We start from the raw sequence: 11,673 nt of genomic DNA, 5'->3' as shown, positions 1-11,673 counted from the left end.
CTGGCGCATCAAATGGCAACGTTGGTCGGCAGGATCTCCCGCACGGCGTCGGGCCAGCCTGCTCCGGCATCGCCCTGCACCACCCATTGCTTCATGGCCTCGATATCGGGTGCCAGATAGCGGTCGGATTCCACGAATGCCACGCGGCTGCGAATCCGCGCGAGTTCCTGCTCCACCAGCGGCGATGACCGCAGCGGTCGATGAAACTCGATACCCTGCGCGGCCGCCATGGCCTCGATGCCGACGATCACGGCCGTGTTCGCAGCCATGTCGCCCAGGCGCCGTGCACCGTAGGTAGCCATCGATACATGGTCTTCCTGGTTGGCCGAGGTAGGCAGGCTGTCGACGCTCGACGGATGCGCCAGCGACTTGTTCTCCGATGCCAGCGCCGCGGCCGTGACCTGCGCGATCATGAATCCCGAGTTCAGGCCACCTTCGCGCACCAGGAACGGCGGCAGGCCGGACAACCCGGTATCGAGCAGCAGCGCCAGCCGCCGTTCGGAAATGGCCCCGATCTCGGCAATTGCCAGCGCGATGATGTCGGCGGCAAATGCCACCGGCTCGGCGTGGAAATTGCCGCCCGAGACCACATCGCCCTGCTCGGCAAACACGAGGGGATTGTCGGAAGCGGCATTGGCCTCGATGCGCAGGATGCGCGCGGCGTGGGCCAGGTTGTCGAGGCATGCGCCCATCACCTGCGGCTGGCAACGAATCGAATACGGGTCCTGCACGCGACCGCAGGCCTTGTGCGAATCGACGATCTCACTGCCGTCGAGCATCGCACGCACCGCGCCAGCCACCGCGATCTGGCCAGCCTGGCCACGCGCCTCATGAATGCGTGCATCGAACGGCTTGACCGAACCCTTGATCGCTTCCAGCGACAATGCGCCGGCCACCAGCCCTGCGGCAAATGCGTCTTCGGCGGCGAACAGGCCGGCAAGCGCAAGCGCCGTGGAAACCTGTGTGCCGTTCAGCAGGGCCAGCCCTTCCTTCGGGCCCAGCGTGAAGGCGTCGAGCCCGGCATGGGCCAGGCCCTGCGCGGCCGGCACGCGCTGGCCGTCGATCATCACATCGCCCACGCCAATCAGCGTGCACGACATATGGGCCAGCGGCGCCAGGTCGCCCGAAGCGCCGACCGAACCCTTGGCCGGGATGCACGGCGACACGCCGTGGTTGGCCAGCGCCAGCAGCGCCTCGATCAAGGCCGGGCGCACGCCGGAATGGCCGCGCGCCAGGCTCACCGCCTTGATGGCCAGGATCAATCGCACGGTGTCGGCCGGCAGATCCGCGCCGGTACCCACGCTGTGCGACAGCACGAGATTGCGCTGCAGCAAGGCCAGCTTGTCATGCGCGATCCGCGACTGGGCCAGCTTGCCGAAGCCCGTGTTGATGCCGTAGACCACGGCGTCGGCGTCGATGATGTCCTGCACGGTGGCCTGCGCGGCACGCACACCAGCCCACGCCGAGTCGGCCATCGCCAGGCGCACTTCGCCACGATAGATGCGGCGCAGGTCGTCCAGCGAGACATGGCCTGGGTCCAGGGTCAGGAGAGAGCGGGAATCTTGAGTCATCGTTATGTTGTATGAGCCTGTCTATACAGGTTAGTCGAAAATAAAACCTGATGGCCAGCTTTTGACTGGCCTCAGGTACCAGTTCTAGCCGAAGGCGGGGTTGCCGTCGGCGCGAAAACGGCTGCCCAGCCGGTACCGGTTGCCCGGATGCAGGCAGCGCACAAAGGTCACGGGCACGCCGTTGGTCCAGGTACGGCGCGTCAGCAGCAGGCATGGCTGGGTGGGCGGCATCTCCAGTTGCGTGGCCTGTTCCAGCGTGGCGGCGATGGCATCGACCACATGTTCCACCTGGTCGTATGGCACGTTGCGCAGCAGGTATTCGCCAGGCTGGGTATCGCCAAAATCCTGTGCAATGAAATCGGGGGCGACACGCGGATTGACGTAGCGGTCTTCAAGTTGCACCGGCACGCCGTCTTCGCGATGAATGCAGATCGAATGGAACACCGATTCGCCCGTGCGCAACTCCAGTGCAGCGGCCACCTCGATCGAAGCCGCCACGCGTTCGACCAGGATCACGTCGCAGCCATAGTCATGGCCACGCATGCGAATCTCGTCCTGCAGATTGACCACCGACAGCAGCGTCGATTGCGGCTTGTGCTCGGCCACGAACGTGCCCACACCGGCCACGCGCACCACCCGGCCCTGCTCCTGCAGCTCGCGCAGCGCGCGGTTGACCGTCATGCGCGACACCGAAAAGCGGTTCACCAGTTCCTGCTCCGACGGTACGCGGTCACCGGGTTGCCACGCGCCGCTCTGGATCTGGCGCGCGATGTACTCCTTGACCTGCTGGTACAGCGCAGCGGGTGCGGCGGAGGGGGACGATGCCGGTGTGGCGGACTGATTCATGACCTGATTGCTGATTGCCGTTCAATGCTCGGCCGAGGCCATGGCCTCGGCGCGAATCTCCTCGGTCAGCCGTGCCTTCAGCGCGGAGAACTCGGGCGATGTCTTGATCGTGTAGTGGCGCGGATGAGGAAAATCCACCGCGATTTCGCTCTTGATCCGACCCGGCCGCGCGGAAAACACCGCCACGCGGTTGGCCATAAAGATGGCTTCGTCGATATCGTGCGTCACGAATAATACCGTTTTGCGCGCCGACTCCCATATGCCGAGCAGCAACTCCTGCATCAGCACGCGCGTCTGGTTGTCCAGCGCGCCAAACGGTTCGTCGAGCAGCAGGATCTTCGGATCATTGGCCAGCGCGCGCGCAATGGCCGTGCGTTGCTGCATGCCACCCGACAGTTGCTTTGGATAGTGTTGTTCGAAGCCACGCAGCCCGACGCGGGCGATAAAGAAATCGCTGCGCTCCTTTTGCGCGGCCGTGCTCATGCCACGTTCACGCAGCCCGAAGCGCACGTTCTGCTCGATCGTGAGCCACGGAAACAGCGTGTACGACTGGAACACCATGCCGCGGTCGGCGCCCGGACCGGCCACGGGCTGGCCATCGAGCAGCACGCGGCCGCCACTGGGCGTATCGAGCCCGGCCACGATGCGCAGCAGCGTGGATTTGCCGCAACCGGACGGTCCGAGGATCGTCACGAAGTCGTTGTCGCGGACTTCGAAATCAACCGGCAGCAATGCCTGCGTGCTGCCGCCGCGCGGATTCTCGAAGGTGCGGGATACCTGCTGGATCGACAGCGCGCTCATTTGATTGAACTCCACGGAAACAGGCGCTGGTTGGCCAGCTTGAATACCAGATCGGAAACCAGGCCGATGCAGCCAATCACGATGATGCCGAAGATGATCTGCCCGGTATTGAGCAGTGCCTGGCTGTCGGTGATCATGTGCCCGATGCCCGAGGACGACCCGATCAGTTCCGCCACGATCACATAGGTCCATGCCCAGCCCAGCACCAGGCGCAGCGTTTCGGCAATCTCGGGGGCCGCGCCCGGAATCAGCACGCGCCGCACAATGCCGCGCGGCGTGGCACCGAGCGTATAGGCCGCCTCGACCAGATCCTTGCGCGCCCCGCCGACCGTCACGGCCACCATCAACACGATCTGGAAGAACGAGCCGATAAAGATCACCAGCAGCTTCTGCGTTTCGCCAATGCCAGCCCACAGGATCAGCAGCGGAATAAACGCCGAGGCCGGCAGGTAGCGGCAGAACGACACGAACGGTTCGAAAAACGCTTCGGCCGCCTTGTAGCTACCCATGAAAATGCCGAGCGGCACGGCCAGCACCGCGGCCAGCACGAAGCCACCGACCACGCGCCATACCGTCATGCCGATATCGCCGATAAATCCATACTCGGTGAACAGCAGCCAGCCCTCGTGCGCCATCGTCAACGGATCGGCCAGGAACGTGCGCGGCACGAAGCCGCCCAGCGTGACCACGGCCCAGATGGCGAAGAACGCGACGAAGAACGCCAGCCCGAGCACCCAGCGCGTACGCGCAGGCACCGGCACCAGCGGCGAGAGCCATGGATGGCGTGCGCGCGGCGCGCGATCGGACGCCTGTGCGGCGATGGGCGCGGGCGGGCGCGTAGTGGTCGTGGCTTGCGACATGGCGGCGACCTCCGGCTTACTTGAGGAATCGGGCGTCATAGATCGCCGTGACGTCAGGCACCTGGCGGATCACGCCGATGTCCTTGAGCACGTCGGCGGCTTCCTTGCTGAAGCTGGCCAGTTCACCCGCAAAGAATTTCCGGTTGGCGTCCTTGTCCTGCCAACGCAGGTAGGCCGACGATTTGGCGAATTGCTCGCCGGTCTGCTTGACCGCCGCGCCCATGATCTCGTTCGACTTCTCGGGCTCCTTGCGGATCATCTCGAGCGATTCGAAGTAGCTGTCGACCAGTGCCTGGGCGGCCTTGGGGTTGTCCTTGAGCCATTTCGGCGCGCAGCCGAGCGTATCGGTCACCATCGGGTAGTCGAGCGTGGTGGCCAGGATCTTGCCCTTGTCCGGGTTGGCGCGCACCGTCGACAGGTATGGCTCGTAGGTCATAGCGCCATCGTTCTGGCCCGCCACGAAGGCCTGCGCCGCAGCCTGCGGCGAAAGCGTGGTCAGCTTGACGTCCTTGAGCGTCATGCCGTTTTTCTTCAGCATCCAGGCCAGGCCAAAGTACGGCGCGGTGCCGGGCGCATCGACGCCGATCGTCTTGCCTTTCAGGTCCGAAAACGTCTTCACGTCGCCACGGACGGCCAGGCCATCGGCCCCGTAGGATTTGTCGAGCTGCACGATCTGTGTGATCGGCACGCCATTGGCGTTCCATGCCACATGGGTTTCCACGGTAGTGGCCGCGCACTGGATCGCGCCCGATGCCAGCGCCAGATGCCGGTCCTTCTGCGGAATCATCTTGATTTCCACGTCCAGGCCGTGCTTCTTGAAGATGCCCGCCTTGTCTGCCAGCGTCAGCGGCGCAAAGCCGGTCCAGCCACTCATGCCAAGCGTGACAGGCGTGTTCTGCGCCTGGGCTGCAGGGGTTGCCAATGCGATGGCGAGAAGGGTTGAAGCAAGGACGGCGCGAGGTACGGCGTAACGAGGCAGCAACATGCTGTCGGCTCCATCAGTCGTGGGGTGTGGGCAATCTAGCAAGCCTGTATATACAAGTCAAACCCGGGGTTTACCTGAGCCAGTGCCGATGTGCAGCTTGCTGAATCCGCGTGTGGAAGCGCACTGAAGCCGCGAAGTGGTGCGACGGCTGCACCGCGGACGATCAATTCATCACTCGGCTCGCTGCATATGCACCGATCTTGTATAGACAGGATAGATTGCCGCAATGCCGAGCAATTGGCGTGCCCGGGCGTGCCCGCCGACGCCCCGACAGGCGTCGGGGCGCCCGGCTGGGCTCAGCGGTCGAAAAACGATTTGACGGTGGGAAAGCGCAGCCGCAGCCGCAGTTCGCGCTTGAGCCGGCGGTTGTCGAGGCGGCGCGATTCGCTCATGAAGCTGAGCAGCGTAGGATCGATGGTTTCGCGCGCCTGCTGGCGGCTGATACGCGGGGGACGCGGCAAACCGTTGCGGTCCGCCACGAGGTCGAAGTAGTCGGCCATGCGCAGCTCGGTGTCGTCACTGGCGTGCACCACGCGCTGCGGCCGGCCGCGCCACAACGCGGCGATCATGCCGCGCGCCAGATCATCGGCATGGATATGGCTGGTGTAGACGTCATCCTGCGGCGCCAGCGCCGGCGTGCCCTTGCGCAGGCGCGCCAGCGGCAAGCGGTCTTCGGCATAGATACCGGGAATGCGTACGATACTGGTGCGCCATCCAGCGTCGCGCCCGAATGCGCGCACCGCTGTTTCGGCTGCCACGCGACGCCGTGCGCGGGCGGTCTGCGGACGTACCGCGTGAAATTCCTGCACGCGCGCCCCACCCCGGTCGCCATAGACGCCGGTAGTACTGGCGTAGATGAAGGCCCCGACCGAGCGATGGCGCGACGCCGCCTCGAACGCACGGTGCCAGCCCCGCTCGGGTAGAATATCGGCCTCGCCCGAACCGACGCCAAAGCGTGTGGTACGTGAGCGGCGCCAGGCCGTACGACGCAGTGCCGCAAGCAAGGCTTGCGTGCGCGGATCGCCACCACCCTGACCGGGCGGCGGCGCCAGGTCCATGACCCGATCCGCCAGACGCGCCAGTCGGGACAGCGTGGCGGGGTGGTCAAGATTGGCCACCAGCGGCACCGCGCCGGCGTCGCGCAGTTCGGCGCGACGCAGTGGTTGCGAAGTGACGGCGAACACGCGCATGCGCGTGGCCAGCAGGCGCAGGATGCGCGTGCCGACGTCGCCACAACCGACAATCAGCAGGCGCGGACGGCCAAGCCGGCGTCCCTGCCGTATGCCCTGTGGGATAGACAACGCCGCTTGCGGCGACAGAATTTGGTTCATAGACCCGATTATGGCTTATCAAGTTACCGTCACGCCGAGTGGCCACAAGTTCGAAGTGGCTGCCGACGAAACCATCCTCGGCGCAGCACTGCGTCATAGCATCGGCCTGCCCTACGGCTGCAAGAACGGCGCGTGCGGATCCTGCAAGGGCCGCGTCGTCGAGGGTACGATCCAGCAGGGCGACCATGCCGCCTCGGCACTGACCGCACAGGAAAAGGCCGAAGGCCGTGCGCTGTTCTGCTGCGCCAATGCCACGTCCGACATCACGATCGAATGCCGTGAGGTGCATGGCGCCGGCGATATCCCGATCAAGAAGATTCCGTGCCGTGTCAGCACGCTGGAGCGCCTGGCCGATGACGTGATCGCCATCAAGCTGCAGTTGCCGGCCACCGAGCGCATGCAGTACCTGGCCGGCCAATATGTGGAATTCCTGCTGCGCGACGGCAAGCGCCGCAGCTACTCGATCGCCACGCCGCCGCATGAGGAAGGCCCGATCGAACTGCATATCCGCCATATGCCGGGCGGCGCCTTTACCGACTATGTGTTCGGCGCAAAGGAAGGCATGCCTGCCATGAAGGAGCGCGACATCCTGCGTTTCGAGGGTCCGCTGGGCAGCTTCTTCCTGCGCGAGGAATCGGACAAGCCCATCGTGCTGCTGGCCTCGGGTACGGGCTTCGCGCCGATCAAGGCCATCGTCGAGCATGCCGCCTACACCGGCATCACGCGCCCGATGACGTTGTACTGGGGCGGCCGGCGCCCGGCCGACCTGTATATGCACGCACTGTGCGAGCAATGGTCGCGCGACCTGCCGAACTTCAAGTACGTGCCGGTGATTTCCGATGCCAAGGCCGAAGATGGCTGGACCGGCCGTACCGGCTTCGTCCACCAGGCCGTGATGGCCGACCATCCGGACCTGTCGAACCACGAGGTCTACGCCTGTGGCGCACCGGTCATGGTCAATGCCGCACGCACCGATTTCACGGCACAGTGCAAGCTGCACGAGGACGCATTCTTTGCCGATTCGTTCACGTCCGAGGCCGACCTGCACCCGGCCGGCGCGGCCTGAACTGGCCCCGCCGCCGTTCCGTCGACACAACAATGCCACCCGGGTCCGCCATATTTCGCTTTGACACCCGGGCGCATGCGTTTTATATTGGCCGCCATGAACACCGCCATGATCCGACGCCGCGCACGTACGTTGCTCCCCTCCGGGGTGCCGCGCGGCTGACCGTAGACAGCGTCTGTTCAGGTCAACAAGCCACGGGCAACCCCCGTGGCTTTTTGTTTTTGTCCGTCCATCGTTTCATGCCGACCCCAGGAGTCCGCCATGGCATTTGCTGAGTTTCCCGTCCAATCCCTGATGTACATCACCAACCGGCCCGAACTGGTCTTCACCGAAGGCAAGGGCTCGTGGCTGACGGACCATAACGGCAAGCGCTATCTGGATTTCGTGCAAGGCTGGGCAGTCAACGCACTGGGCCACTCGAACGAAGGCATGATCGAGGCACTGGAACAGCAGGCCCGCAAGCTGCTGAACCCGAGCCCGGCGTTCTACAACGAGCCGATGCTGAAGCTGGCCAGGCAGCTGACCGACAACAGCTGCTTCGACAAGGTCTTCTTCGCCAACAGCGGCGCCGAGGCCAACGAAGGCGCCATCAAGCTGGCGCGCAAATGGGGCCGCAAGCACAAGAACGGCGCGTACGAGATCATCACCATGGACCACAGCTTCCATGGCCGTACGCTGGCTACCATGAGCGCGTCGGGCAAGGCCGGCTGGGACACCATCTTCGCGCCGCAGGTGCCGGGTTTCCCGAAGGCTGAACTGAACGACCTGGCTTCGGTGGAAAAGCTGATCACCGACAAGACCGTCGGCATCATGCTGGAACCGGTGCAGGGCGAAGGCGGCGTGATTCCCGCCAGCCGCGAATTCATGCAGGGCCTGCGTGCACTGGCCGACAAGCACAAGCTGCTGCTGATTGCCGATGAAGTTCAGACCGGCTGCGGCCGCTGCGGCACGCTGTTCGCGTACGAACTGTCGGGCGTGGAGCCGGACATCATGACGCTGGGCAAGGGTATCGGTGGTGGCGTGCCGCTGTCGGCGCTGCTGTGCAAGGCCGACGTGGCCAGCTTCGAGGCCGGCGACCAGGGTGGCACCTACAACGGCAATCCGCTGATGACCGCAGTGGGCAGCTCGGTGATTTCGCAACTGACCGCACCGGGCTTCATGGACGATGTGAAGGCCAAGGGTGCATACCTGCGCGAACAGCTGCTGGCGCTGTCGTCGGAATTCGGCCTCGGCGGGGAACGTGGTGAAGGCTTGCTGCGCGCGCTGGTGCTGGGCAAGGACATTGGCCCGCAGATCGTGGAAGAAGCGCGCGAGATGGGTCCGGTGGGCCTGCTGCTGAACGCCCCGCGTCCGAACCTGCTGCGTTTCATGCCGGCGCTGAACGTGACGCGCGAAGAGATCGACCAGATGATCGGCATGCTGCGCGAACTGCTGAAGAAGCTGGCGTAAGCCCGCTCAAATACTGCTGACCCGCTCCCCTCTCCCATTGCATGGGAGAGGGGCGAACACCGAGGGCGTTCTTTATTCCCCCAGATACGCGGCGCGCACCTTCGGGTCGTCCAGCATCTGCTTGGCGTCACCACTCATGGTGATCAGCCCTGACTCCATCACGTAGCCACGGTGCGCAGCCTGCAGCGCCAGGCGCGCGTTCTGCTCCACGAGCAGTACGGTCACGCCCTGTGCTGACACGGTACGTACCACTTCGAAGATCTTCTCGACCATGATTGGCGAGAGACCCATCGACGGCTCGTCCAGCAGCAACAGCTTCGGCTGGCTCATCAGCGCACGCGCCATCGCCAGCATCTGCTGCTCGCCGCCCGACATCGTGCCGGCCAGCTGGTTGGCCCGTTCCTTCAGGCGCGGGAAGGTCTCGAACATGCGATCGATATCGGCCTTGATGCCGGCCTCGTCGTTGCGCGTGTACGCACCCATCTGCAGGTTTTCGGTGATCGTCATGCGCGCGAACACGCCGCGGCCTTCCGGCACCATCGCCAGACCCTGCTTGAGCAACGTGTAGCTGGGCACGCCCTTGATGGACTTGCCCATGTACTGCACGTCGCCACCGGCCCAGCCCTGCAAGCCGGTGATGGCCTTCATGGTGGTGGTCTTGCCGGCGCCGTTGGCACCGATCAGCGTCACGAGTTCGCCATCGGCGATTTCCAGGTCCACGCCCTTGACGGCCTGGATCCCGCCGTAGGCCACCTTCAGGCCCGCAATCTTAAGAATCGTCTGTGTCATGTTGCTTCGCTCCCGCCGTTCTGGCCTTAGTGCGCCGACGCGCCGAGGTAAGCCTCGATCACGGCAGGATTACTCTGGACTTCCTGGGGCAGGCCCTGCGCGATGACCTTGCCGTAGTCGAGCACGGTCAGCCGGTTGCACAGGCCCATCACCAGCTTCACATCGTGCTCGATCAGCAGGATGGTCTTGCCATCGTTCTTGATCTTCTCGAGCAGGCCACGCAGTTCCACCTTCTCGGTGGCGTTCATGCCAGCGGCGGGTTCGTCCAGTGCCAGCAGCTTTGGCTCGGTGGCTAGCGCGCGGGCAATCTCCAGACGGCGTTGGTGGCCGTACGACAGGTTGCGCGACGTGAAGTTGGCGTACTTGCCAATGCCCACGTAGTCGAGCAGGTCGTGGGCCATGTCCTCGATGCCCTCTTCCTCGCGGCGCACCGAAGGCGGGCGGAACACGGCGCCGAACAGGCCGGCCTTGGTCCGCACATGGCGGCCCACCATCACGTTTTCGAGCGCCGTCATCTCGCCAAACAGGCGGATGTTCTGGAACGTGCGTGCGATGCCGGTCTTGGCCACCTCGTGCACGGCGGTCGGCTCGTAAGCCTGGCCACCGAGCACGAACTCGCCGGAGTCGGGCGTGTACAGGCCCGTGATCACGTTGAAGAACGTGGTCTTGCCGGCGCCGTTGGGGCCGATCAGGCCATAGATTTCACCGGGCTTGATCTGCAGGCCCACTTCGGACAGCGCCTGCAGGCCGCCGAATCGCTTGTTGACCCCCTGTACGGACAGGAGGAAATCGGAATTGCTCATGTTGTCCTCCTGTTCAGAAACGGCCCACGCTGCCCGGGCGGCGCACCACCGGGCGGTCTTCCTTGCGTGGCGACGGCCAGATACCGGCCGGGCGATACAGCATCACGCCCACCAGGGCCAGACCGAACAGCAGTTGGCGCAGCACTTCGGCATCGATGATGACGTGGCCGAACAGGCCGGTCTGCATCGGCTCCGCCACCACGCGCAGCAGTTCCTGGAAACCCACCAGCAGGATGCCGCCCAGGATCACGCCCGGGATGTGGCCCATGCCGCCCAGCACCACGATGGCCAGGATGTAGATCGATTCCCACAGCGTGAACGATTCCGGCGACACGAAGCCCTGGAACGCACCGAACACCGCGCCCGACGCGCCGCCGAACGAAGCGCCCATGGCAAACGCCAGCAGCTTCATGTTGCGCGTGTTGATGCCCATCGCCTTGGCGGCGATCTCGTCTTCACGGATGGCCACCCAGGCGCGGCCGATACGCGAGTTCTGCAGGCGCAGGCACACGAACACGATCACGATGACCAGAAATACCAGCAGGTAGTAGTACATGAACACCGGTGTGAACTTCATGCCGAAGATCTCGTGCGATTTCGAGAAATCGAAGCCGAAGATATGCACCGGGTCCACCGCCGTGATCCCCTTGGGGCCATTGGTGATGTTCAGCGGGCGGTCCAGGTTGTTCACGAAGATCCGGATGATCTCGCCGAAGCCCAGCGTCACGATGGCCAGGTAGTCGCCGCGCAGTTTCAGCGTTGGCGCCCCCAGTAGCACACCGAACGTGGCCGCGATCAGGATCGCGCACGGCAGGACCAACCACATCGTCAGGTGGATGCCGTTCGGGAACAGCTGATGAATCCACTCGAACTGGTTGGACAGGTGCGGCGACCCCAGCAAGGCCATGCTGTAGGCACCCACCGCGTAGAACGCGATATAGCCCAGGTCAAGCAGGCCGGCAAAGCCGACCACGATGTTCAGGCCCAGCGCCAGCATGATGTAGAGCAGCGCGAAGTCGAGCACGCGCACCCAGTAGTTGCCGCCGAAGGTCTGGACGAAGAATGGCGCGCACAGCGCCACCACCAGGAAGGCCAGCAGCGCGGCCAGCGTCTTGGCCGGGACGCGCGACGGCGCGGCCACGGCCGTGGATGGAATCGGGGTATTCATGGAT

11 protein-coding genes are annotated in these 11,673 nt (G+C 64.5%); 2 read left to right on the top strand and 9 right to left on the bottom strand.

Translation table 11 applies throughout. The annotated features are described in order from the left end of the window. Window positions 1-8: 8 nt before the first annotated feature. The 6 genes from hutH to ACO550_RS10215 form a co-directional block, all read right to left on the bottom strand. Window positions 9-1,571: a histidine ammonia-lyase gene (hutH, locus tag ACO550_RS10240; RefSeq protein ID WP_315598779.1), complete on the bottom strand. Its 1,563-nt coding sequence runs from the start codon at window positions 1,569-1,571 to the stop codon at window positions 9-11. 84 nt (window positions 1,572-1,655) lie between these two features. Beyond that, window positions 1,656-2,417, bottom strand: coding sequence for a histidine utilization transcriptional repressor HutC (hutC, locus tag ACO550_RS10235; RefSeq protein WP_315598778.1), 762 nt, complete (start codon window positions 2,415-2,417; stop codon window positions 1,656-1,658). Window positions 2,418-2,438: 21 nt separating this feature from the next. Further along, the gene (locus ACO550_RS10230; RefSeq protein ID WP_315598777.1) at window positions 2,439-3,218 is read right to left on the bottom strand and encodes an ABC transporter ATP-binding protein; all 780 of its coding nucleotides are present in this window, start codon (window positions 3,216-3,218) and stop codon (window positions 2,439-2,441) included. Continuing rightward, window positions 3,215-4,078 (bottom strand): ABC transporter permease subunit, encoded by an 864-nt coding sequence (locus ACO550_RS10225; protein ID WP_315598776.1) that lies wholly within the window; start codon window positions 4,076-4,078, stop codon window positions 3,215-3,217. The genes ACO550_RS10230 and ACO550_RS10225 overlap by 4 nt, the downstream gene beginning before the upstream one ends. Window positions 4,079-4,094: 16 nt before the next feature. Continuing rightward, window positions 4,095-5,063 carry an ABC transporter substrate-binding protein gene (locus ACO550_RS10220; RefSeq protein ID WP_315598775.1) on the bottom strand — a complete coding sequence of 323 codons (969 nt, stop codon included), beginning with the start codon at window positions 5,061-5,063 and terminating at the stop codon, window positions 4,095-4,097. A gap of 296 nt (window positions 5,064-5,359) precedes the next feature. Then, window positions 5,360-6,394, bottom strand: a complete 1,035-nt coding sequence (locus tag ACO550_RS10215) for an NAD-dependent epimerase/dehydratase family protein (protein ID WP_315598774.1) — start codon at window positions 6,392-6,394, stop codon at window positions 5,360-5,362. 10 nt (window positions 6,395-6,404) lie between these two features. Here ACO550_RS10215 and ACO550_RS10210 point away from each other — a divergent pair, with 10 nt between their 5' ends. Further along, window positions 6,405-7,460, top strand: a complete 1,056-nt coding sequence (locus ACO550_RS10210; RefSeq protein WP_315598773.1) for a 2Fe-2S iron-sulfur cluster-binding protein — start codon at window positions 6,405-6,407, stop codon at window positions 7,458-7,460. Window positions 7,461-7,721: 261 nt separating this feature from the next. Continuing rightward, window positions 7,722-8,909, top strand: coding sequence for an acetylornithine transaminase (locus ACO550_RS10205; RefSeq protein WP_315597334.1), 1,188 nt, complete (start codon window positions 7,722-7,724; stop codon window positions 8,907-8,909). A 72-nt stretch (window positions 8,910-8,981) separates the two neighbouring features. On the opposite strand, the gene ACO550_RS10200 is transcribed toward ACO550_RS10205, so the two are convergent. Genes ACO550_RS10200 through ACO550_RS10190 form a run of 3 tightly spaced genes read right to left on the bottom strand, consistent with a single transcriptional unit; the run spans window position 8,982 to window position 11,669 of the window. Next, on the bottom strand, window positions 8,982-9,698 hold the full coding sequence (locus ACO550_RS10200) for an ATP-binding cassette domain-containing protein (protein ID WP_315597335.1): 717 nt from the start codon (window positions 9,696-9,698) through the stop codon (window positions 8,982-8,984). A 26-nt stretch (window positions 9,699-9,724) separates the two neighbouring features. After that, window positions 9,725-10,501, bottom strand: a complete 777-nt coding sequence (locus ACO550_RS10195) for an ABC transporter ATP-binding protein (RefSeq protein WP_315597336.1) — start codon at window positions 10,499-10,501, stop codon at window positions 9,725-9,727. A gap of 13 nt (window positions 10,502-10,514) precedes the next feature. Continuing rightward, window positions 10,515-11,669 carry an ABC transporter permease subunit gene (locus ACO550_RS10190; RefSeq protein WP_315597337.1) on the bottom strand — a complete coding sequence of 385 codons (1,155 nt, stop codon included), beginning with the start codon at window positions 11,667-11,669 and terminating at the stop codon, window positions 10,515-10,517. Between the last annotated feature and the right edge of the window lie 4 nt (window positions 11,670-11,673).

The organism is Cupriavidus sp., assembly GCF_057315035.1.
This window is presented reverse-complemented; position numbering and strand designations above follow the sequence as displayed.

Excerpts from the sequence above, each read along its gene's own strand:
- ACO550_RS10225 (WP_315598776.1), bottom strand. The coding sequence starts at position 4,078 with ATGTCGCAAGCCACGACCACTACGCGCCCGCCCGCGCCCATCGCCGCA.
- hutH (WP_315598779.1), bottom strand. The coding sequence starts at position 1,571 with ATGACTCAAGATTCCCGCTCTCTCCTGACCCTGGACCCAGGCCATGTC.
- ACO550_RS10190 (WP_315597337.1), bottom strand. The coding sequence starts at position 11,669 with ATGAATACCCCGATTCCATCCACGGCCGTGGCCGCGCCGTCGCGCGTC.
- ACO550_RS10220 (WP_315598775.1), bottom strand. The coding sequence starts at position 5,063 with ATGTTGCTGCCTCGTTACGCCGTACCTCGCGCCGTCCTTGCTTCAACC.
- hutC (WP_315598778.1), bottom strand. The coding sequence starts at position 2,417 with ATGAATCAGTCCGCCACACCGGCATCGTCCCCCTCCGCCGCACCCGCT.
- ACO550_RS10195 (WP_315597336.1), bottom strand. The coding sequence starts at position 10,501 with ATGAGCAATTCCGATTTCCTCCTGTCCGTACAGGGGGTCAACAAGCGA.
- ACO550_RS10210 (WP_315598773.1), top strand. The coding sequence starts at position 6,405 with ATGGCTTATCAAGTTACCGTCACGCCGAGTGGCCACAAGTTCGAAGTG.
- ACO550_RS10205 (WP_315597334.1), top strand. The coding sequence starts at position 7,722 with ATGGCATTTGCTGAGTTTCCCGTCCAATCCCTGATGTACATCACCAAC.
- ACO550_RS10200 (WP_315597335.1), bottom strand. The coding sequence starts at position 9,698 with ATGACACAGACGATTCTTAAGATTGCGGGCCTGAAGGTGGCCTACGGC.
- ACO550_RS10230 (WP_315598777.1), bottom strand. The coding sequence starts at position 3,218 with ATGAGCGCGCTGTCGATCCAGCAGGTATCCCGCACCTTCGAGAATCCG.
- ACO550_RS10215 (WP_315598774.1), bottom strand. The coding sequence starts at position 6,394 with ATGAACCAAATTCTGTCGCCGCAAGCGGCGTTGTCTATCCCACAGGGC.